This is a genomic window from Acidovorax benzenivorans (assembly GCF_028680575.1).
Classification (GTDB): domain Bacteria; phylum Pseudomonadota; class Gammaproteobacteria; order Burkholderiales; family Burkholderiaceae_C; genus Acidovorax; species Acidovorax benzenivorans.
Map to the genome: position 1 here is coordinate 25,909 of NZ_JAPCKI010000020.1, position 21,339 is coordinate 47,247.

The 21,339-nt window shown below is 65.9% G+C and carries 19 protein-coding genes; 11 read left to right on the forward strand and 8 right to left on the reverse strand.

Features of this window, described 5'->3' with window-relative positions:
• Window positions 1-59: 59 nt before the first annotated feature.
• Entirely contained in the window at window positions 60-1,052 is a 993-nt protein-coding gene (locus OIN59_RS22485) for an ABC transporter ATP-binding protein (RefSeq protein ID WP_274114184.1), read from the forward strand.
• A 5-nt stretch (window positions 1,053-1,057) separates the two neighbouring features.
• Complete coding sequence (locus tag OIN59_RS22490; protein WP_274114186.1) at window positions 1,058-1,819, forward strand: ABC transporter permease; 762 nt, start codon at window positions 1,058-1,060, stop codon at window positions 1,817-1,819.
• A 148-nt stretch (window positions 1,820-1,967) separates the two neighbouring features.
• Here the strand turns inward: OIN59_RS22490 and OIN59_RS22495 are convergent, their stop codons facing one another.
• Window positions 1,968-3,311, reverse strand: coding sequence for a branched-chain amino acid ABC transporter substrate-binding protein (locus OIN59_RS22495; RefSeq protein WP_274114065.1), 1,344 nt, complete (start codon window positions 3,309-3,311; stop codon window positions 1,968-1,970).
• Between the two features lie 92 nt (window positions 3,312-3,403).
• Between OIN59_RS22495 and OIN59_RS22500 the strand changes: the two genes are divergently transcribed.
• Window positions 3,404-3,796 carry an Hsp20/alpha crystallin family protein gene (locus tag OIN59_RS22500; RefSeq protein WP_274114067.1) on the forward strand — a complete coding sequence of 131 codons (393 nt, stop codon included), beginning with the start codon at window positions 3,404-3,406 and terminating at the stop codon, window positions 3,794-3,796.
• A gap of 171 nt (window positions 3,797-3,967) precedes the next feature.
• On the opposite strand, the gene OIN59_RS22505 is transcribed toward OIN59_RS22500, so the two are convergent.
• The 5 genes from OIN59_RS22505 to OIN59_RS22525 all read right to left on the reverse strand — a co-directional run bounded on the left by OIN59_RS22505 (window position 3,968) and on the right by OIN59_RS22525 (window position 10,075).
• Entirely contained in the window at window positions 3,968-5,173 is a 1,206-nt protein-coding gene (locus tag OIN59_RS22505; RefSeq protein ID WP_274114069.1) for an ABC transporter permease, read from the reverse strand.
• Window positions 5,173-5,949, reverse strand: a complete 777-nt coding sequence (locus tag OIN59_RS22510) for an ABC transporter ATP-binding protein (protein ID WP_274114071.1) — start codon at window positions 5,947-5,949, stop codon at window positions 5,173-5,175. The genes OIN59_RS22505 and OIN59_RS22510 overlap by 1 nt, the downstream gene beginning before the upstream one ends.
• Window positions 5,946-7,301, reverse strand: a complete 1,356-nt coding sequence (locus OIN59_RS22515; protein ID WP_274114073.1) for an efflux RND transporter periplasmic adaptor subunit — start codon at window positions 7,299-7,301, stop codon at window positions 5,946-5,948. The genes OIN59_RS22510 and OIN59_RS22515 overlap by 4 nt, the downstream gene beginning before the upstream one ends.
• A gap of 158 nt (window positions 7,302-7,459) precedes the next feature.
• On the reverse strand, window positions 7,460-8,914 hold the full coding sequence (locus OIN59_RS22520) for an efflux transporter outer membrane subunit (RefSeq protein ID WP_407655134.1): 1,455 nt from the start codon (window positions 8,912-8,914) through the stop codon (window positions 7,460-7,462).
• Between the two features lie 165 nt (window positions 8,915-9,079).
• Window positions 9,080-10,075: an AraC-like ligand-binding domain-containing protein gene (locus OIN59_RS22525; RefSeq protein WP_274114075.1), complete on the reverse strand. Its 996-nt coding sequence runs from the start codon at window positions 10,073-10,075 to the stop codon at window positions 9,080-9,082.
• 220 nt (window positions 10,076-10,295) lie between these two features.
• Between OIN59_RS22525 and OIN59_RS22530 the strand changes: the two genes are divergently transcribed.
• From OIN59_RS22530 to OIN59_RS22555, 6 genes are read left to right on the forward strand one after another with little or no spacing between them, the layout of a single operon-like run.
• Window positions 10,296-11,504: an amino acid ABC transporter substrate-binding protein gene (locus tag OIN59_RS22530; RefSeq protein ID WP_274114077.1), complete on the forward strand. Its 1,209-nt coding sequence runs from the start codon at window positions 10,296-10,298 to the stop codon at window positions 11,502-11,504.
• Window positions 11,505-11,508: 4 nt separating this feature from the next.
• Window positions 11,509-12,387: a branched-chain amino acid ABC transporter permease gene (locus OIN59_RS22535; protein WP_099730813.1), complete on the forward strand. Its 879-nt coding sequence runs from the start codon at window positions 11,509-11,511 to the stop codon at window positions 12,385-12,387.
• Window positions 12,384-13,316, forward strand: coding sequence for a branched-chain amino acid ABC transporter permease (locus OIN59_RS22540; protein ID WP_274114081.1), 933 nt, complete (start codon window positions 12,384-12,386; stop codon window positions 13,314-13,316). The genes OIN59_RS22535 and OIN59_RS22540 overlap by 4 nt, the downstream gene beginning before the upstream one ends.
• Entirely contained in the window at window positions 13,309-14,097 is a 789-nt protein-coding gene (locus tag OIN59_RS22545; protein ID WP_274114083.1) for an ABC transporter ATP-binding protein, read from the forward strand. The genes OIN59_RS22540 and OIN59_RS22545 overlap by 8 nt, the downstream gene beginning before the upstream one ends.
• Window positions 14,094-14,804, forward strand: coding sequence for an ABC transporter ATP-binding protein (locus OIN59_RS22550; RefSeq protein ID WP_274114085.1), 711 nt, complete (start codon window positions 14,094-14,096; stop codon window positions 14,802-14,804). Before OIN59_RS22545 ends, OIN59_RS22550 begins: the two co-directional genes overlap by 4 nt.
• A 47-nt stretch (window positions 14,805-14,851) precedes the next feature.
• Window positions 14,852-16,303, forward strand: a complete 1,452-nt coding sequence (locus tag OIN59_RS22555; RefSeq protein WP_274114087.1) for an aldehyde dehydrogenase — start codon at window positions 14,852-14,854, stop codon at window positions 16,301-16,303.
• A gap of 53 nt (window positions 16,304-16,356) precedes the next feature.
• On the opposite strand, the gene tsaD is transcribed toward OIN59_RS22555, so the two are convergent.
• Together tsaD and OIN59_RS22565 are read right to left on the reverse strand one after the other, a co-directional pair.
• The gene (tsaD, locus tag OIN59_RS22560) at window positions 16,357-17,406 is read right to left on the reverse strand and encodes a tRNA (adenosine(37)-N6)-threonylcarbamoyltransferase complex transferase subunit TsaD (protein ID WP_274114089.1); all 1,050 of its coding nucleotides are present in this window, start codon (window positions 17,404-17,406) and stop codon (window positions 16,357-16,359) included.
• Window positions 17,407-17,466: 60 nt separating this feature from the next.
• Window positions 17,467-18,627, reverse strand: coding sequence for a branched-chain amino acid ABC transporter substrate-binding protein (locus OIN59_RS22565; protein ID WP_274114091.1), 1,161 nt, complete (start codon window positions 18,625-18,627; stop codon window positions 17,467-17,469).
• A gap of 256 nt (window positions 18,628-18,883) precedes the next feature.
• Here OIN59_RS22565 and OIN59_RS22570 point away from each other — a divergent pair, with 256 nt between their 5' ends.
• Both OIN59_RS22570 and OIN59_RS22575 read left to right on the forward strand, forming a co-directional pair.
• Window positions 18,884-19,510, forward strand: a complete 627-nt coding sequence (locus OIN59_RS22570; protein WP_274114093.1) for an ANTAR domain-containing response regulator — start codon at window positions 18,884-18,886, stop codon at window positions 19,508-19,510.
• Window positions 19,511-20,029: 519 nt separating this feature from the next.
• Entirely contained in the window at window positions 20,030-21,274 is a 1,245-nt protein-coding gene (locus OIN59_RS22575) for a CmpA/NrtA family ABC transporter substrate-binding protein (RefSeq protein ID WP_274114095.1), read from the forward strand.
• Window positions 21,275-21,339 lie beyond the last annotated feature (65 nt).

Below are 21,339 nucleotides of genomic sequence, written 5' to 3' on the forward strand. Positions count from 1 at the left end.
TGGACCGCACCCCCGGCAGCACAGCTGCAGCGGCACGCATCTTTGCCCCCACCTTCCCCATGCCTGCATCACCTTCTTCAACGCCCGCTGCAGACGCCATCGTTCGTGTGCGCGGCGTGAGCAAAACCTACGCGGGCGGCTTTCAGGCGCTCAAGAACATCGACCTGGACATCCGCCGCGGCGAGATTTTTGCCCTGCTCGGGCCCAACGGGGCGGGCAAGACCACGCTCATCAGCGTGATCTGCGGCATGAGCAATGCCACGGCCGGCTCCATCACCGCCGACGGTCACGACACCGTGCGGGACTACCGCGCAGCCCGCGCGACCATTGGCCTCGTACCCCAGGAGCTGCACACCGATTCGTTCGAGACGGTGTGGGCCACAGTCAACTTCAGCCGGGGCCTGTTTGGCAAGGCGCCCAACCCCGCGTTCATTGAGAGGATCCTCAAGGACCTGTCGCTCTGGGACAAGAAGGACAACAAGATCCTCTCGCTGTCGGGCGGCATGAAACGCCGCGTGCTGATTGCCAAGGCGTTGTCGCACGAGCCCAAGATTTTGTTCCTGGATGAACCCAGCGCGGGCGTGGACGTGGAACTGCGCCATGACATGTGGCGCCTGGTGCGGGCGCTGCGCGATGCGGGCACCACCATCATCCTGACCACACACTACCTGGAAGAAGCCGAGGACATGGCCGACCGCATCGGCGTGATCCGCAAGGGCGAACTGATCGTGGTGGAAGACAAGGCCGTGCTGATGCGCAAGCTGGGCAAGAAGCAGTTGACCCTCACATTGCAGCAGCCCATGCAGCAGGTGCCCGCAGCGCTGGCCCGCTGGCCGCTGGTGCTGGGCCAGGACGGCACCATGCTCACCTACACCTTCGACACGCAACAGGAAGACACGGGCATTGCAGCCCTGCTGCGCGCACTGGCCGAACACGGCATTGACATCAAGGACCTGCACTCCAGCGAAAGCTCGCTCGAAGACATCTTTGTGAGCCTGGTGCACCAAGACCAGAACCAGGCCCCCTCCGCACAGAAAGCGCCCCAAGCATGACCGGCCTGAACCTCCATGGCGTGCGCGCCATCTACCGTTTTGAAATGAACCGCGCGTTTCGCACCTGGATGCAGAGCCTGATCGCCCCCGTGCTCTCCACGGCGCTGTACTTCATCGTATTTGGCTCCGCCATCGGCTCGCGCATGGGCGACATCGGCGGCGTAAGCTACGGCGCCTACATCATCCCCGGCCTGCTCATGCTGTCGCTGCTCTCCGAGAGCATCTCCAACTCGGCCTTCGGCATCTACATGCCCAAGTGGTCCGGCACCATCTACGAGCTGCTCAGCGCGCCGGTGAACTGGGTGGAAGTGCTGCTGGGCTATGTGGGCGCGGCGGCCAGCAAATCACTGCTGGTGTCGGTGCTCATCCTCACCACGGCCCGGGTGTTCGTACCGTACGAAGTAGCGCACCCGGTGTGGATGGTGGGCTTCCTGGTGCTCACGGCCATCACGTTCTGCCTGTTCGGCTTCATCATCGGCCTGTGGGCGGACAGCTTTCAAAAGCTGCAGGTCATCCCCCTGCTGGTCATCACGCCGCTGACGTTTCTGGGTGGTGCGTTCTACAGCATCAACATGCTGCCACCGTTCTGGCAGACGGTTTCGCTATTCAATCCGGTGGTCTATCTCATCAGCGGGCTGCGGTGGGCGTTCTACGGCCAGGCCGATGTGCACATCGGCGTGAGCACGGGCATGACGCTCGTCTTCATGGCCCTGTGCCTGGGTGTGGTGTGGTGGGTGTTCAAGACCGGGCACCGCATCCGGCGCTGAGCCCTGGGCCCGAAAGAACCTCTTCGGGCTGATCCAGCAAAACCGTTCGGGCTGAGCTTGACTGTCCTGAGCTTCGTCGAAGGGTCGACGCCTTGCGCGGCGCTTCGACAGGCTCAGCGTGAACGGTTCAGGGTGTGTTGTTGAAGGCTCAGTACCGCTGCATGTTGCAGCTGTGCGGCTGCTGCGCCTTGGCGGCTGCGATCTGCCGCACCACGCGGAAGCCGTAGCCCGAGCCTTCGACGTCGAACCTCACACCCGGCACACCCTTCTTGTCCATCACGCCCACCACCAGCGCCTGCTGGAACTGGTGGTCCGCCGCGCGCATGCTGCCACCCTGGCCCGAGAGCTGCACCTTGGCGTTTTCCATCTGCCGCGCCACAGCCACTGCGTCGGTGCTGCCCGCACGTTCGATGGATTGCGCCAGCACCTCCACCATGAGCTGCATGCGCATGTGCACGTAGTCGTCCTGCGGCTTGGGAAAGCGCGTGCGGAACGACTGGTAGAACGCCTCGCTCTGCGCGCCCGGCACGTTGGGCAGCCAGTCGGCCACGGCCACTACCTTGCCGATGCCTGCATCGCCAATCGCGGCCGGAGCGCCCAGCGCATTGCCGTAGAAGGTGTAGAAGCTGCCCTCGTAGCCCACGTCCCGCGCGGCCTTGACCAGCAGCGTGAGGTCGTTGCCCCAGTTGCCGGTCACCACGGCCTGCGCGCCGCTGGTCTTGATCTTGACGGCGTAGGGCGCAAAGTCCTTCACGCGGCCGATGGGGTGCAGCTCTTCGCCCACCACCGCCACATCGGGGCGCTGGGCGGCCAATTGCTTCTTGGCCTCGCGCAGCACGGCCTGACCAAAGCTGTAGTCCTGGCCGATGAGGTACACGCTCTTCAAGGACTTGTCCTCGCGCATCACTTCCATCAGTGCCGCCATGCGCATGTCGGCATGGGCGTCAAAGCGGAAATGCCAGAAGCTGCACTTCTCGTTGGTGAGGATGGGGTCCACCGCCGAGTAGTTCAGAAAGATCACGCGCTTGTTCGGTTCGCGCTCGTTGTGTTTGTTGATGGCCTCGATCAGCACGGCGGCCGTGGACGACGAATTGCCCTGCAGGATGACCTGCGCGCCATCGTCAATCGCGGCGCGCAGGGCCGACAGCGCCTCTTCGTTCTGGCCCTTGCTGTCGTAGCGCTCCAGCACCAGTTGGCGGGGGCCGCCCACGGCGGCGGGCAGTTGCACGCCACCGCGCGCGTTCACGCGCTCCAAGGCCCAGTAGATGTTGCGGTACACGGCCTCGCCCGTGTTGGCGAACGGGCCGGAAAGGCTTTCGATGAGCGCCAGCTTGACCGGCTTGGCCTGGGCCACCGCTGCGGGGGCCGGGGCTTGTGCCCATGCGGCAGTCACCGGAGCCAAAGCGCCTGATACGGCGATGGCGGCCGCCCAAACGGCGTGACGTAATGCCGCAGCGCCTGATTTCAAGCCCACAGATTGCAATTTATTCATGGCATTTTTCCCTTGAAATGCGGCGTGGCCGCACACACCTCTCTGCCATGCGGCGACCACGTCGAGAGCCGCGCAGTGTATAGGAGTTACCCATGATCTTCGCCCCCATGATCCGCCGCGCCGCTTATGCCCAAGCCCCCCGTTCCGCCGATCTGGCGCTGCAACGTTTTCTGATGGGCGCGCTGGCACAGCCTGCAGCCACAGCACCCGCCGCTGGCTGCAGCGTGACGCAGGACGACAAGGCCACCACCCTGCAACTGGATGTGCCCGGCCTGGCCCGCGAGCAGCTCTCGATCAGCATTGAAGGCCAAGTGGTGCAGGTGCAAAGCGTAGAAGGCGCGCCGCGCAAGGTGCAGCGCGCATGGGAGTTGCCCACCGAGATTGACGCCAGCGCCAGCACCGCCAAGCTGGAAAACGGCGTGTTGACCCTGACACTGGTCCGCCTGGAGCCTGTGAGCAAGGCCACCACGCTGACCATCCACTGAAGCGGGTTACCCCCAGGGCGATGGCGCATGGCGACCATCGCTATATTTTCAATAGCAATCAAGGCATGATGCACTAGCGCTTCATGCCTTTTTTGCTTGTTTTTCTCCCACAGGCCTGCGCAGGCTTGGTGAGACACGCCAAGGCATCCCTCCAGCCGCCCAGGGCCCTACTCACTCATGCCGCAGCGCATCGATGGGGTCCATGCGCGCAGCGCGCCGCGCCGGGAAGTAGCCAAACACCACGCCAATCCCGGCGGAGAATACAAACGACAGCAGGTTCACGCCGGGGTTGAACAGGTAGGGCACGCCCATCAGCCCCGACAGCGCGAGCGACGCACCCGTGGCCAGCACGATGCCGATGAGCCCACCCAGTGCAGCCAGCACCACGGCCTCGATCAGGAACTGCAGCAGCACCTCGCGCTCCAGCGCGCCGATGGCCAGGCGCAGGCCGATCTCGCGGGTTCGCTCGGTCACGCTCACCAGCATGATGTTCATGATGCCGATGCCGCCCACCAGCAGGCTCACGGCGGCCACGGCGCCCAGCAGCGTGGTCAGCACCTTGGTGGTGCCCGAGAGCGTGTCGGCCAGCTGTTTGGTGTCGAGCACGTTGAAGTTGTCTTCGTCCGAGTCTGAGAGCTTGCGCAGCTCGCGCAGCAGCTGCGTCAGGCTGGCCTTCACCCTCTCTGGGTCGCTGCCATCCTTCATCGACACCAGCAGCGTGTTCACCCGCGTGTTGCCGGTCACGCGACGCTGCAGCGTGCGCAGGGGCACCAGCACGGTGTCATCCTGGTCGTTGCCAAACGCACCCTGCCCTTTGGACGCGAGCACGCCCACCACCTCGCACGAAAACGCCTTCACGCGCAGCTGGCCGCCCACGGCATCGGCGGTGCCAAACAGCTCGCGCCGCACGGTTTCTCCGATCAGGCAGACGGCGGCACCCGCGCGCAATTCCGCATCGGTAAAGACGCGGCCGCTGCGCAGCGTCCAGTTGCCGGTCTCCAGCCAGGCGTTGGTGCTGCCGATCACGCTGGTCGTCCAGTTGCGCCCGCCCACCACGGCGGTGGCGGCGGCGCGCGCCTCGGGCGCCACGGCCAGGATGCCGCCGATCTGCTGCGCGATCACGTCGGCATCGGTGTCCTTGAAGGCCGGGGCGCCGGTGCCGCCGCCGGGCCCCATGCGCTGGCCGGGGCGTACCTGCAACAGGTTGGTGCCCAGGCCCGAGATCTGGTTCTGGATGGCCAACGTGGCGCCGTTGCCCAGCGTGACCATGGTGATCACTGCGCTCACGCCGATTACGATGCCCAGGATGGTGAGGAAGGAGCGCATGAGGTTGCGCCGGATGGAGCGCAGCGCCAGCAGTAATGTGTTGAGCAGCATCAGTGGTCCCCTGAATCCGAGGAGACCACGGCCGGTGCGGTAGATACCGCAGCAGTGTCCAGGCCCTTGGGGTGCGGATTCGGCGCGTCGCTGTCCACCACCCCGTCCACGAACCGCACGATGCGCCGCGCGTACTGGGCCATGTCGGGCTCGTGCGTGACCATCAGCACGGTGATGCCATGGTCCACATTCAGGCGCCACAGCAGCTCCATGATCTCGAAGCTGCGTTGCGTGTCGAGGTTGCCGGTGGGCTCATCGGCCAGCAGCACATCAGGCTCGGTGACGATGGCGCGTGCAATCGCCACGCGCTGCTGCTGCCCGCCCGACAACTCGGCGGGGGTATGGTGCTCCCAGCCCGTGAGGCCCACGGCCGCCAGCGCGCGCGCTGCCGCAGCGTGGCGTGCGGTGGCCGACTCACCCCGGTACAGCAGGGGCAGCTCCACATTCTCTTGCGCCGAGGTGCGTGCCAGCAGGTTGAAGCCCTGGAACACAAAGCCAAAGTAGCGCCGCCGCAGCCGCGCCCGCTCGTCGCGCGAGAGCGACTCCACATGCACGCCCTTGAACAGGTATTCGCCCGTGGTGGGCCGGTCCAGGCAGCCCAGGGTATTCATGGCCGTGGACTTGCCCGAGCCACTGGGGCCCATGATGGCCACGAAGTCGCCCTGCGCGATGTCCAAGTCCACGCCCTTAAGCGCCTGAAAGGCCAGTGCCCCTTCGCCATAGACCTTGGTCACGCCACGCAGGCGGATGATGGGAGTGTCGCCCGCCACGCTCATGGCTTGGCCCCTGCCGCGCGCTGGTCGGTGATCACGGCCATGCCGGGGGTGAGTCCTTCGCCAGTCACCTCGGTGTGGCGGCCATCGCTGATGCCCACCTGCACATCGATGGGCTTAGCGGCACCGTCCTGCAGCACCCACACCTGCCGCGTCTTGCCCGCCTCGCCCCCCGCACCCGGTTTGCGTGGGCCCGAGCCTGAGCGGGGCATGCGCGGCATGAGCTGCGACATGATGCCGCCGCTACTGCTGCTGCCGCCCGATGCAGCAGGCTTGGCACCACCCTCACCCGGCTTGCCCTCCGCACCCGCAGCCTGCGCGGGCGTGAAGCGCAGCGCCGTGTTGGGCACCAGCAGCACGTCCTTTCGCTCGGTGGAGGTGATGGTGGCTGCAGCCGTCATGCCGGGGCGCAGGCTCATGTCGCTGTTGTTCACCTCCAGCCAGGTGATGTAGGTCACCACGTTGTCCGTCTTGGTGGAGCCAAACGACACCCGCGTGACCTGGGCCGGGTAGCGGCGAGAGGGATAGGCACTGACCGTGAAGCTAGCGTCCTGCCCCACCTTGACCGAGCCCACATCGGCCTCGTCCACGCTCACATCCAGCCGCAGCCGCGTGAGGTCTTCGGCCACGGTGAACAGCGTCACCGCTTGCAGCGATGCGGCCACCGCGTTGCCGGGCTCTACCGTGCGGGTCAGCACCACGCCGTCGATGGGCGAACGGATGGAAGCCTTGGACAGGTTGGTCTCGTCGGTGGACAGCGCGGCGCGTGCATCCTCTACCGTGGCGCGTGCGCTGGTTTCATCAGCGCGGGCGCGGTCCAGCGTGGCCCGGCCTGCGTCCAGCTCGGAGGCCGATGGCACCTTGCCGCCGGACAGGCGGGCGACTTCTTCGAGCCGACCAAAGTTGGCAATAGCCTCCTTGGTGGTGGCCACGGCCTGGGCCAGGCGGGCCTGCGCCGACGCCAGCGAGGCGCGCGAGCGCAGCACCTGGGATTCGAGCTTGGCGGTGTCCAGCTCCACCAGCAGCTGCCCCTTCTTGACCTTGTCGTTCACATCCACCAGCACGTTGCGCACGGTGCCCGACAGCTCGCTGCCAATGGTGACCGAGCGCGTGGGCTGCAGCGTGCCGTTGGCCGACACGGTGAGTGTGAGATTGCCCCGGCGCAGCTCTTCGGTGACATAGGTGGGTGCAGTGCTGGCGCTCTGGCGCGTCTGCCAGGCGTAGACACCGCCCGCCACGATGGCCAGCGCTGCCACACCCAGCCACAACGACGTACGCTGCCACCAACGGCGCCTGCGGTCCGCACCCAGAAGTGCTTCGAGGCTGGACGAAGGAGAGGAAGGTTTATCAGTCATAAGATCAAATCAGTTACTCATAGCGCATGAAACTGGCGCGGCCAAAGCGCAGGCAGCCGAGCAAGGGCCGCCCCGCAGCGAGGGCTGCGTCCCCCAGCCCGCATTGCGCAGCAATGCGAGAGCGGGGGGGAAGGCGCGCAGCGACTCAGGGGGGTGCTTCATGTCTTCCAGCCACCGCCCAGTGCCTTGTAGAGGCGCACATGGTCCGCCGCGACGGCAGCGGTGGTGATGGCCACGCTTTCTTGCGTGGACAGCAGCGTGCGCTGCGTCTCCAGCACCGCCTGAAAGTCGATGAGGCCGCTGCTGTAGCGCTGCTGCGCCAGCAGCGCCGCATTGCCCGCTGCATCGGCGGCGGCCACCAGGCGCGTTAGCCGCTCGCGGTCGCCACGCAGGGCCACCAGCGCGTTCTCCACATCCTGCAGGGCCGTGAGCACCGTGGCCTCGTAGGCCACGCGAGCCTGCTCCAGCGCTGCCGACTGCACGCGCACCTGGGCGCGGGCGGCACCACCGTCCAGCAGCGGGATGGACACACTGCCCAGCAAGGCGCTGGTCACCGCACCACCGCCCGACAGCGCGCCCAGCGTGAGGGCACGCAGGCCCAGCGAGCCGCCGAGGGAGAAGCTGGGGTAGCGCGCCGCATCGGCCTGCGACACGCGCGCCAGGGCGGCAGCAATGCGCTGCTCGGCCGCACGCACATCGGGGCGCTGGCGCAGCGTCTCCGCCGGGATCGCCAGCGCCAGTTCTGCCGTGGGCTGCGGCACGGGCGCGCTGGCGGCCAGGGCCGCGTCGAGCGCGCCGGGCACCTGGCCCGTCAGCACGGCCAGGCTGTAGCGCGACTGCGCCAGACTGGCTTCGAGGGTGGGAATCTGCGCGGCGGTCTGCTCTGCGGCGGCGCGGGCTTGCTCGGTGACGAGCGAGGTGGTCAGCCCGGCCTGCAGACGCCACTGCGTGATCTGCAGGGTCTCCTGCTGGCTGGCCAGGTTGCTGCGCGCAATGGCCAGGCGCTGCTGCAGCCCGCGCAGCTCGATGTAGTTGACGGCCACCTCGGCGGCCAGCGACACCTGCACGTCGGCCAGACTGGCCTCGGCTGCGCGGGCATCGGCCTCGCTGGCGTTCACGCCGCTGCGCAGGCGGCCAAACACGTCGGGCTCCCAGCTCGCATCAAAACCGGCTTGAAAGGTATTGTCCGTGCCGTTGCTGGCCCGGCTGCGCTGCGCCGAGGCGGATGCGCCCACGCTGGGCAACAAGCTGGCCGACTGCACATCCACCTGGGCTCGGGCCTGCCGCAGCGCAGCCTGCGCGGTGCGCACGCTGGTATTGGCCTGCAGGGCCTGTTCTACCAGCGTGGTCAGCAAGGGGTCGTCCAGGCGCTGCCACCACAGGGCCAGGGGCGTGGCCGCTGCACCTTGCACGGTGCCGCTGGCCCCGTTGCCTGCCCAGGCCGGGGGAACAGCCACCACGGGCAACGTGCCGTCTGTGGGTGCCAGGCTGGCGCACCCGGTGGCGGCCAGCACACACAAAGTCAGGGCCGCATGCCTCCAGGGCGCCGCGCGCAAGGTGCGCGTTGCGCGGGCGGTGGGTGCGCCTGGAGAGGCCGGGTAGAGAAAACGCATGGGCAAGGGCTACGCAAGGGAAAACCCCATTGTGAGCAGCGATTGCGCTCACAACGTACCCACTGGGTCAAGCCCGCGTAAAGAATTGATGCAAGGCGACGACTGCGCCACCGCCTGTCGCCGCACCGCGCAGACGGCTCAACACGCCGTTGGCCCAGGCTCCGCTCAGTGTGCGTGCAGCGACTCGTCGCGCAACAGCACCACGGGCGCAAATGCCCGAGCCCGGTATTCGCTGGGGCTGTACCCCACATGCGAGCGGAACGCCCGGCTGAAATGCGCGCTGTTGCTGAAACCCCAGGACAGCGCAATGTCGGTGACCGAGCGCTGTGCATGCGCCGGGTGGCGCAGGTCACGCAGGCAGGCCTCCAGGCGGCGGCGCTGGATCATGGCGGCCAGGGTTTCCTCGTCATCAGCCACCGCGTTGTACAGGTGCCGCTTGCTGCAATTGAGCGCCTGGGCCATGCGGTCGATGGTGAGGTCCGGGTCGCCCAGGTGGCGGTCGATGTACTGGCTGATGCGGTCGCGCAGGGCCTCGCGCTGCGACAGCAGGCTCTCTTGCCCGTTGCGCTCCAGCAGCGACAGCTGCACCAGGTGCGTGATCACATCGGCCACGCCATCGGCGGCGGCATCCGACATGGTGGGCAACTCGGAAAATGCAGCGCGCATGGTGTCCCAGGCCAGACGCGACACGCCCGAGGTGCCCGAAAAGCGCTGCACCATCAGGTCGTCCAGCTTGAGCTTGCGCTCGGGCAGTTGCTCCTTGGGAATCATCAGCACCATCTGGCGCACGGCCTCGGGGTTGCTCACGGCATAGGCGCGCGTGGTGTCGTACACGCTCCACTCGCCGGGCGACAGCCACACCTGGCGCCCGTTCTGCTCAAAGCACGCGCGCCCTTCCAACTGCACCACCACCTTGATGTAGGCGCGGTCGCTGCCCCGGATGAGGCTGGGGGTGCGCACCACACGGTGGCGGCTCACGTTCAGCTGGCACAGGTTCACATACCCCGCCCTGCCGGAGGTGATGTGGCCCGCAAAGGCCTCGTCGCCAAAGGCATCGGACTCCAGCCCGCCAATGAGGCGCCACACCGCATCGCCCCACAGGTGCAGGCGGTCGCGCGCAGGCACAGCGTCGGTCGATACCTCGGTCAGGGGGTGGGCCATGGTGTCTCCAGTGCGGGGGTGCGCAAGCCTGATGGTTATGCGGCTGAATTATCGGACGCCCAGGTACCCCGCGCCACCAAGGGAAATCCGGGTAAACCCGTTGCCGCTTGCACGCTGAGGCAAGCGTTTTGTGCACGCTGAGCGCAGCGCGCAGGAGCCCGTCTACCTACGATTCCCAGCACGGCGTGCACCACGCAGGCCCCATCCGAGGAGACACACAATGACAGCACACCAACCCTCCAAGCGCCAGTGGATCAAAGGCGCCGCCGCCACGGTCGGCACCCTGGCTGTGGTACCCCAGCTGTGGGCCCAAGGCAGCAGTGCCAGCCCCGTGCGCATCGGCTACGCCATCGCGCGCACAGGCCCCTGGGCGGCCGGTGCCCAGGTCAGCCAGGAGCCCAACTACCTGCTGTGGGCCGAACAGGTGAACGTAGCAGGGGGCCTGAACATCAAGGGCACCAAGCGTCCCATCGAACTCATCGGATATGACGACCGCAGCGAGACCGAAACCTGCGTGCGCACCTACGAAAAGCTGATGGGCAGCGACAAGGTGGACCTGATCCTGCCGCCCTGGGGCTCGGGTGCCAACTTCGCCATCGCACCGCTGGCCAACCGCTTCGGCTACCCGCTGCTGGCGCCCACGGCGCTGTCGCGCAAGCTGATCGATATGAACCTGCCTTACTTCTTCTCCCTGCTGCAGCAGCCCGACAAGATGATGGGCGCGCTGGTGGACATGCTGGTGGCCAACAACGTCAAGACCATTGCCATCGTCTACATGGACGACCTGTTTGGGCTGGAGAACTTTGCTGCGCTGAACAACGCGCTCAAGAAGACCAGCATCCAGGTGCAGGAGCGCAAGAGCTACCCGCTGGGCGTGAAGGACCTGGCGCCCGTGCTGCGCGGCATCAAGGACCAGAACCCCGACGCCTTCATCGGCATCACCTATCCGCCCGACACCATCCTGGCCAGCCGCCAGGCACGCGAAGTGGGCCTGACCCCAAAGTTCTTCTACGCCGCGGTGGGCACGGCCTTCCAGCTCTACAAGAACGTGATGGCCGCCAACACCGAGGGCGTGATTGGCATGGGATCTTGGAGCGTGAAGACCAGCCCCGAGGCCAAGGCGTACTTCGACGCCCACGTGAAGAAGTTCAACAAGGAGCCCGACCGCTGGGCCAGTGGCCACGCCTGGGCGGGCCTGCAGATCCTGCAGCAGGCGGTGGAAAAGGCGGGGCTGGACCGCAAGGCACTGCGCGAGCACATCGCCAAGAACGAGTTCAAGACCATCTTGGGCGGCATCCGCTTCCAGGGCAGCGAAAACGCCTCCATTCCTGGCACCGTGAGCCAGTGGCAGGGCAACGACTTCGAGGTCGTGTGGCCCAAGGACCGTGCTACAGCACAGCTCAACACATCCAAACCCGCCTGGAAATAACAAAGTGTCTTTGACCTCCTGGGCCGAACTGGTCGCCAGTGGCCTCATTACCGGCGGCATCTATGCGCTAGTGGCCATGGGCCTGAACCTGCAATATGGGCTGATGCGCATCATGAACATCTCGCATGGCGAGTTTCTGATGCTGGGCGCCTTCCTCACCTGGTCGGCGCACACCCTGTGGGGCATCTCGCCGCTGCTGCTGATGCCGCTGGCTTTCATCGCATTGTTTGTGTTGGGGGTCGTGGTGCACGCGCTGTGCTTCAAGCGCCTGGCGGCGCGCGCGCCGAACGTGGACGTGTTCGAGGCGCGCAGCCTGATGGTGGGCTTCGGCCTGATGTTCCTGGTGCAGAACACCGCACTCCTGATCTGGGGCGGTGACCTGCGCGGGTACGAATACCTGGCCGACCCGGTGCAGATTGCGGGCATGCGCTTCACCGAGAACAAGCTGGTGCTGTTTGGCGTGGCACTGGCGCTGTCGGCCGCGCTGATCGCGCTGCTCAAGCTCACGCTGCTGGGCAAGGCCGTGCGGGCACTGATGCAGTCGCCCACCGGGGCGCAGCTGGTGGGCATCAACACCCGGCGGCTGCACCCGATGATGTTCGGCATTGGCCTGGGCCTGTCGGGCGTGGCGGGTGCGCTGCTGTCCATGACGTATGAGATTTCGCCATCGATGGGCGAGCCCTACACCGTGACCGCCCTCATCGTCATCACACTGGGCGGCTTTGGCAGCCTGGCGGGCAGCCTGGCCGGTGGTCTGCTGCTCGGTGTAGTCGAAGCCCTGGGCATGCACTTCAGCAGCCCGTCTCTCAAGATGCTGCTGAGTTACGCGGTGTTCATCGGCGTGCTGATCTGGCGCCCCAACGGACTGTTCTCCAAAAAATGACTTCCCTTCATTCCAACAAGCCTTGGCTGGCACTGGCTGCGGGGGTGGCGGTGGTCGCCACTCTGCCCTGGCTGGTGTCCGAGTTCGCCACCTCGGTGCTTCTCAGCTGCCTGATGTACATCGCGCTGGCCACCAGCTGGTCGCTGTTCTGCGGTGCCACCCGCTACCTCTCACTCGCCACGTCAGCCTTCTTCGGCATTGGTGCGTACACCAGTGCCACGCTGCTGACCGTACTGCCGTGGCCGCTGGTGATCCTGTCCGGTGCGTTGATTGCCTCCATCGTGGCGGTCGTGATGGGCGCTGCTGTGCTGCACCTGCGCGGCACCTACTTTGCCGTGCTGACCTTCGGCATGACGGAGCTGATCCGCCACGCCGTCACCTTTGTCGAAAAGCAGGTGTCCGGCACCGTAGGCCGCGTGCTCACCGTGGTGCCCAGCAATGAGACGGTATACCTCACGGTGCTGCTGATCGCCGCAGCCGCAATTGCCACATCCATTGCCATCCAGCGCAGCCGCTTTGGCCTGGCGCTATCGGGCATTGGTGCGGACGAGCAGCGCGCGCAGACCCTGGGCGTGGACACGCGCCTGGCCAAGATCGCGGGCTTTGGCATCACTGCCGCCTTCGCAGGCGCCGTGGGCGCGGCCATGGCGGTGCGCTGGACGTACATCGAACCCGCAGCCGTGTTCAGCCCCTTCATCGGCTTCCAGACCGTGCTGATCGCGCTGATCGGCGGCGCCACCAGCCTGGGCGGCCCCATCCTCGCGGCCATCGTGTTCAGCCTGCTGGCCGAAACGCTGCGCCTGCAGCTGCCCTACGGCTACATGATGGTGCTGGGCCTGCTGCTGATCCTGTGCGTGATGTACCTTCCCAATGGCCTGGCCACACTGTGGCAACGGCGCAAGCCTGCTGCGGAGGCGCACCATGGCTGAAGCCCTTTTGACCATTGACAGCGTGACCGTGCGCTTTGGCGGCCTGACTGCCGTGGATGGCGTGAGCGCCACGCTGCACACGGGCGAGCTCATCGGCATCATCGGCCCCAACGGTGCGGGCAAGACCACGTTTTTCAACGCCATCTCGGGCGTGCAGCCGCCCACCTCGGGCACGCTGGTGAGCGGCACCGACAACCTCACCGGCAAAGGCCCGCACCACTACGCGGCCCACGGCATTGCGCGCACCTTCCAGACGCCCCGCGTGTTTCCCGACATGACGGTGCGCGACAACGTGCGCTTTGGCATGCAATTCGCGGGCCGCCACCGCCAGGGGCCCGTGGGCCTGCGCAATGAAGACGAGATTCTGGAGATGCTGGGCCTTGCCCACCTGGCCGATCGCCCTGCAGCCGACGTGACGCCTTCGCAGCAGCGCCTGCTGGAGATCGGCATGGCCTTGGGCACGCGCCCGCGCCTGTTGCTGCTCGACGAGGTGGCCGCCGGCCTGACCGAGGCCGAGGTGGACGCCATGGCCCAGCGCATCCGCCGCCTGCGCGACGACTGGGGGCTGACCGTGGTGTGGATCGAGCATGCGGTGACCACCCTGCTCAAGTACGTGGAGCGCGTCCTGGTGCTGCACCAGGGCCGCAAGATCGCCGACGGCACGCCCGCCGAGGTGGTGCGCGACCCGCACGTCATCGAGGCCTATCTGGGTGACGAGATGACCCAGAACGCAAAACACGCAAAACACGCAGAACACGCGGAACAAGGAGCCACGGCATGAGCGGCGCCCACCTGCAAGTACAGAACCTGACCACGGGCTACCACGGCTTTCAGGTGCTGCAGGACCTGACGCTGGAGGCCGCGCCCGGCATCACTGTGATCGTGGGCCCCAATGGCGCGGGCAAGACCACGTTGCTCAAGGCCCTGGCGGGCCTGCTGCCGCGCCAGGGCACGGTGCAGTTGGACGGCCAGAGCGTGCCCGCGATGAATGCGACGGCCTGCGTGCAACGCGGCCTGGCGCTGGTGGCCGAGGGCCGCCAACTCTTCCCTCAGATGACGGTGACCGAGAACCTGGAGCTGGGCGGCTGGTTGGTGCCATCGCGCACACGCGCAGAGCGGTTGCACCAGGCATTCGAGGACTTCCCCCGCCTGAAGGAACGGGCCCAGCAACTGGCGGGCACCATGAGCGGCGGCGAGCAGCAGATGGTGGCCGTGGCCCGCGCCATGATGAGCGGCCCGCGCCTTTTGATGCTGGACGAACCCTCACTGGGCCTGGCACCGCGCATGGTCGATGAACTGCTGGCCATCGTGCAGCGCATTGCCGCGCAGGGCGTGACGGTGCTGATGGTGGAGCAGAACGTGCGCAAGGCGCTGCAGATTGCGCAGCGCGGCTATGTGCTGGAGCGCGGACGCATCGTGGCGTCTGGTGATGCCTCTGATTTGCTGAAGTCCGACGTGGTGCGCCAGGCCTACCTCGGCGTCGCTTGAACACCTCCTCCCATTTTTTCTCTCTTCTTTTTCAGGAGCTTTCTTCCATGACTGCCATTTCCATGCTGATCAACGGCGAGCGCGTGCAAGCCACCGGCGGCGCTACCTTTGAGCGCCGCAACCCGCTTGATGGCTCTGTCGCCACCATCGCGCCCGCTGCCACGGTGGCCGATGCCGTGGCAGCCGCAGACGCGGCCGCCAAGGCCTTCCCCGCCTGGTCCGCCCTGGGCCCTAGTGCCCGCCGGGCGCTGCTGCTCAAGGCCGCCCACGCACTCGAAGCCAAAACCGAAGCCTTTGCCGCTGCCATGGCCGCAGAAACCGGCGCCTCCGGCATGTGGGCCGGTTTCAACGTGCACCTGGCTGCGGGTCTGCTGCAAGAGGCTGCGGCACTGACGACACAGATCGCTGGCGAGGTGATCCCGTCCGATGTGCCCGGCAGCCTGGCCATGGGCGTGCGCCAGGCCGCTGGCGTAGTGCTGGGCATCGCACCGTGGAACGCGCCCGTGATTCTCGGCGTGCGGGCCATCGCCACGCCACTGGCCTGCGGCAACACGGTGATCCTGAAAGGATCGGAGCTGTGCCCGGCCACACACGGCCTCATCATCGAGGCGCTGCAAGAAGCAGGCTTGCCCGCAGGTGTGGTGAACTTTGTGACCAATGCCCCCGCCGATGCAGGCGCCGTGGTCGAGGCCATCGTGGCCCACCCCGCAGTGCGCCGCGTCAACTTCACCGGCTCCACCAAGGTGGGCCGCATCATTGCGCAAACCTGCGCCAAGTACCTCAAGCCCGTGGTGCTGGAGCTGGGCGGCAAGGCCCCGCTGCTGGTGCTGGATGATGCCGATATCGACGCCGCAGTCGCAGGCACGGTGTTTGGTGCATTCGCCAACTCAGGCCAGATCTGCATGTCCACCGAACGCATCATCGTGGACAACGTCGTGGCCGACGAGTTCGTCGCCAAGCTCGGCAAGCGCGCCAAGGCCCTGCCCCTGGGCGACCCGCGCAAGGGCCCGGTGGTGCTGGGCTCGGTGGTGGACATGACCACCGTGCACCGCTGCAACGCAATGATCGACGACGCGCTGGCCAAGGGCGCCAAGCTGGTCTGCGGCGGCAAGAGCGACAGCACGCTGATGCAGGCCACCGTGCTCGACCACGTCACGGCCGAGATGTTGATCTACCGCGAGGAGTCGTTCGGCCCGGTCAAACCCGTGGTGCGCGTGAACGGCATGGAGGAAGCCATTGCCTGCGCCAACGACAACGAATTCGGCCTGTCGTCCGCCGTGTTCAGCCGCGATGTAGCCAAGGCGTGGAACGTGGCGGCACGCATCGAGTCGGGCATCTGCCACGTGAATGGCCCCACGGTGCACGACGAAGGCCAGATGCCTTTTGGGGGCGTGAAGAGTTCGGGCTACGGCCGCTTTGGCGGCATGGCCGGGGTGCGTGAATTCACCGAACTGCGCTGGATCACGGTGCAAACAACGCCGCGTCACTATCCGTTCTGAACATCAAAAAATATAGCACCCAGCGCATGATCCACCTGCGCCAGGTGCCATTTTTATTCGGAATCCACGGTGATGGCATCCAGTGGCCAGCGCGGCTTCACGTCAAAGGCGTAATCGGTGTTGGCCTGCTGCTGCCCAGCCTGCAGCCGCATGGCCGCCGCCATGGCAATCATGGCGCCATTGTCGGTGCACAGGTGCAGCTCGGGGTAATGCACCCGCACCTTGGCAGCGGCGCAGGCGGCGTTGAGCTGGGCGCGCAAGTGCCGATTGGCCCCCACACCACCGGCGACCACCACACGTCGCAGACCTGTCTGCTTGAGCGCGGCCAGCGTCTTCTTCACCAGCACTTCGACAATCGCGGCCTCGGTGCTCGCCGCCAGGTCGGCCTTGCGCGCCTCTAGCTCGTCACCCAGCTTCTTGGCCTGCGTGAGCACCGCCGTCTTGAGCCCGGCAAAAGAGAAATCGAGATTGCCACTGTGCAGCAGCGGGCGCGGCAGCTTGAAGGCCGTGGCATCGCCCTGCTCAGCCAGGCGCGACAGCGCAGGGCCACCGGGGTAGCCCAGGCCCATGAGCTTGGCGGACTTGTCGAACGCCTCGCCAGCCGCATCGTCAATGGTCTCGCCCAGGATCTCGTAGTGGCCCACGCCGTCCACACGCATCAACTGGGTGTGGCCGCCCGATACAAGCAGGGCCACAAAGGGGAACTCCGGCGGGTCGGCGCTGAGGAAGGGCGACAGCAGGTGCCCCTCCAGGTGGTGCACGCCCAGCACCGGCTTGCCCAATGCAGCGCCTAGCGCACAGGCCACTCCTGCCCCCACCAGCAACGCACCCGCCAAACCAGGGCCGCGTGTATAGGCCACCACGTCCACATCGGCCAGCGACTGGCCGGACTCCGTCAGCACCTGTGTTGCCAACGGCAGCACACGCCGGATATGGTCACGACTGGCCAGCTCTGGCACCACGCCGCCATAGGCCTGGTGCATCTCGATCTGGCTGTGCAGCGCATGCGACAGCAGGGTGGGCACAGCATTGCCCGTGGTACGGACCAATGCCACGCCCGTTTCGTCGCACGAAGATTCAATACCCAGGATCAGCAAACTCATGCCCCGAGTGTAAGAGCCTGCTTACGATCTCCCTGGGCTGGCCCGCCACGGCAACCCTGCTTACCAGCGGTCCGACCGCATGCGCAGTTCCCAGTTGCCGCTGCGCAACTCGTACACCCCCACCGCACCGTAGCGTTGTTCGCCCTTGTCGTCCCAGGTCATGGTACCGATCACCGGGGCGTAGCCGTTGATGCTGTGCAGGGCCTTGGTGATGTCTTTGGGGTCGGCGGACTTGGCTTTCTGGATGGCGGCAGAGAGCACATAGGTGCTGTCGTAGCTGTAGTGGCCGCCGTAGGCCGGGGGCTTCTTGAAAGCAGCGATGTACTTTTCAAGGAAAGGCTTGCCTGTGGTGAACTCCTTGGCCTCCAGCACGGGTGAGGTGGCGTAGAGGCCCTGCACAATGCCCGCGCCCTTGGTCATGTCGGTGGTCTTGATGGTGTCGCCGCCCAGCAGGCTGACCTTGGTGTGGTCCACCTTCTTGAGCGCTTCGAGCAGCGCCAGGGCCTGGAAGTCGTTGAGGGTCGAAACAATCACCTCCACATTGGCCGCCTTGAGTTCACCAGCCAGCGCGTCAAAGGCAACGGTCTTGTCGTCGAACGACTTGCGCACCACCACTTCTTTTTTCTCGGCCTTGAGCTGCTGGGCCGCGCCGTCGGCCAGGCCCTTGCCATAGGGCGTGCCGTCATCCAGCGCGGCATAGCGGGTGGCGCCCAGCTGCGTGGCAGCAAACGAGCCAATGGCGCGGGCCTGCAGGGTGTCGTTGGCCACCATGCGGAAGGTGGTCGGGAAGCCCAGCTGCGTGAACTTGGGGTTGGTGGAGATGGCGATCTGCGCGATGTCCTTGGCGGCGTAGATGGGGGCGGTTTCGATGCTCACGCCCGAATTGAGGTGCCCCACCACCGCCACCACCCCCACATCCACCAGCTGCTGAGCAACAGCCTTGCCGGTGGCAGCGTCGGCCTTATCGTCCACAGACACGACCTCCAGCGTCACGCGCTTGCCGTCCACGGTGTAGCCGGACTTGTTGAGTTCGTCCACCGCCAGCTTGACGCCATTGAGCAGATCCTGCCCCAGCGCGCCCAGAGGGCCGCTCAGAGGCTGTGCAACACCAATTTTGATGGTGTCCGGCACTTTGCCGCATCCGGTCAGGAGTGCGGCAGTCGCCACTGCGGTCAAGGCCAGACTGGCCGAGAAGCGGCGCCGGTTCATGTGCTTGTTCATGCAAAAAACTCCATTTCAGTGTGTCTGTGTGTGCAGATGTATATGCGACGCCCCGCTAGGTGAGCTACCGGGTATGCCCTCCCACGGCGTCAGTATTAGCAACTTTCAGGCCCCGTAACGGGGGCCATGACACCCAGGCGTGGCGGGCTTGGGGCCACTATTTCCCTGAGTGAAGGGCCGCCCCAGGGGCCGCACGGGGCCATGCACCACCCCGGCGCACCAATTTGTGGCGTAAAAATTGCTTATGCTCGCGGGTATGAATGAGGCTTTGCGCATCGTGGTGGTTGCCCCGGATCTGGCAGTCACCGACCCTGACGACGAACACGCCGTGGAGCAGGCGGAGCGGTCGCGGGCGCTGCGCATCGGGCTGCTGGAGAACAACTTCAATCTGGTGGCCACGCTGCCCGCCGACGTGTTTCTGAGCGAACGCATCGCCCAGTTGCAGCCCGACCTGATCATCGTGGACGCCGAGAGCGAAGCCCGTGATGCACTGGAGCATGTGGTGATGGCCACGCGCGACGAGCGCCGCCCCATCGTGATGTTCACCAACGACGAAGACACCTCGCACGTGAAGGATGCGGTGGCGGCAGGCGTGTCTGCTTACATCGTGGCGGGCCTGGCACCGCAGCGCATCCGCCCCATTCTGGACGTGGCCATGGCGCGCTTCCAGCACGAACAGGCCTTGCGCGCCGAGCTGGCCGACGCCAAGACCGAACTGCGCGACCGCAAGACTATCGACCGCGCCAAGGGCCTGCTGATGCAGCGCCAAGGCCTGACCGAACAGGCCGCCTACGAAAAGCTGCGCAAGACGGCCATGGACAAGGGCCTGAAGCTGGTGGACGTGGCCCAGCGCATGCTGGATGTGATGGACCTGCTGGGGTAGAGGTAGGGAACATCCCCCTGAGCGGCTGCGCCGCTTCCCCCTTCTCTCGACTTGCTGCGCAAGTCGGGAAGGGGGACGATGCCCTCGCTGCGGGGCGGCCCTTGCTCGGCATCACTCGCCTAGGCCGCGCCCAAGGCTACAGCCCTCTCCAAATGGTGCAACGCACAAAGGCGGTGCGATCACCCTCACATTGATGAGTGCATGCCAGTTTTTAAGCTCGATGGGCTTCTTGCGCTTATTAATCAAGCGCAGGCAGCTATATATTCCATAGCACCCAACGCTCCAACATGGCGCAGCGCGCGCTGGCACGCGCTTTGCATTGCTCAGTGCAAGACCAATGCAGGTCTGACCACTGACAGCACTGACCCAACGGCGGGCCGGTGCTGACAAGGAGCCCCGGACCCGTTCCAGGCTCCACCAAGGACAAAGGCGTCCCCACCCGCACCCGGCTTTGCTTTGCAGCAGCCAGGCGCGGTGTGAGGACGCCTTTTTTGTTTTTCACGCCACCAGGGATGCCCCATGACCGATCTGTTGAAAACCAGCCTCAACCGCCGCACCGTGCTGCAGGCCGCCACCGTGGGCGCTGCGGGTGTGAGCCCCGCGCTGCGCGCGCTCGTCCACGCAGCGGGCTCCGACGCCCCCGAGAAGAAGGAAGTCAAGATCGGCTTCATCCCGCTGACCGACTGCGCCAGCGTGGTCATGGCCTCGGTGCTGGGGTTCGACAAGAAATACGGCGTGACCATCGTCCCCAACAAGGAAGCCAGCTGGGCCGGCGTGCGCGACAAGCTCGTGAACGGCGAACTGGACTTTGCCCATGTGCTCTACGGCCTGGTCTATGGCGTGCACCTGGGCACCGCTGGCCCCAAGAAGGACATGGCAGTGCTGATGAACCTGAACAACAACGGCCAGGCCATCACCCTCTCCAAGGCGCTGGCCGACAAGGGCGCCGTGGATGGCCCGTCCCTGGCCAAACTGATGGCCAGCGAGAAGCGCGAATACACGTTTGCGGGCACCTTCCCCACCGGCACCCACGCGATGTGGATGCACTACTGGCTGGCAGCGGCAGGCATCAACCCGCTGTCGGGCGCCAAGCTCATCACCGTGCCGCCGCCACAGATGGTGGCCAACATGCGCGTGGGCAACATGGACGGCTTTTGCGTGGGCGAGCCCTGGAACCACCGCGCCATCATGGACGGCATCGGCATCACGGCCAACACCACGCAAGACATCTGGAAGGACCACCCCGAAAAGGTGCTGGGCACCACGGCCGAATTCGTCAAGAAGTACCCCAACACCACCCGCGCCGTGATGATGGCCGTGCTGGAAGCCAGCCAGTGGATCGACGCCAGCCTGTCCAACAAGATGAAGATGGCCGAAACCGTGGCGGGCAAGGCGTATGTAAACACCGGCGTGGACGCGATCAATCAGCGCATCCTGGGCCGCTACCAGAACGGCCTGGGCAAGACCTGGGACGACCCCAACCACATGAAGTTCTTCAACGACGGCGCGGTGAACTTCCCCTACCTGTCGGACGGCATGTGGTTCCTGACCCAGCACAAGCGCTGGGGCCTGCTCAAGAGCCATCCCGACTACCTGGCCGTGGCCAAGGAGGTCAACCAGGTGGACCTGTACAAGTCGGTGGCCAGCGCCATGAAGATCAGCGTACCCAAGGACGTGATGCGCACCAGCAAGTTCATCGACGGTGTGGTGTGGGACGGCAAGGACCCCGCCAAGTACGCCGACGGTTTCAAGATCAAGGCCTGACAACGGCCCCACCCCAGCGCCCACCCGGCCCATCCCCGCAAGCAAGCCCTGCACAGGAGAAAACC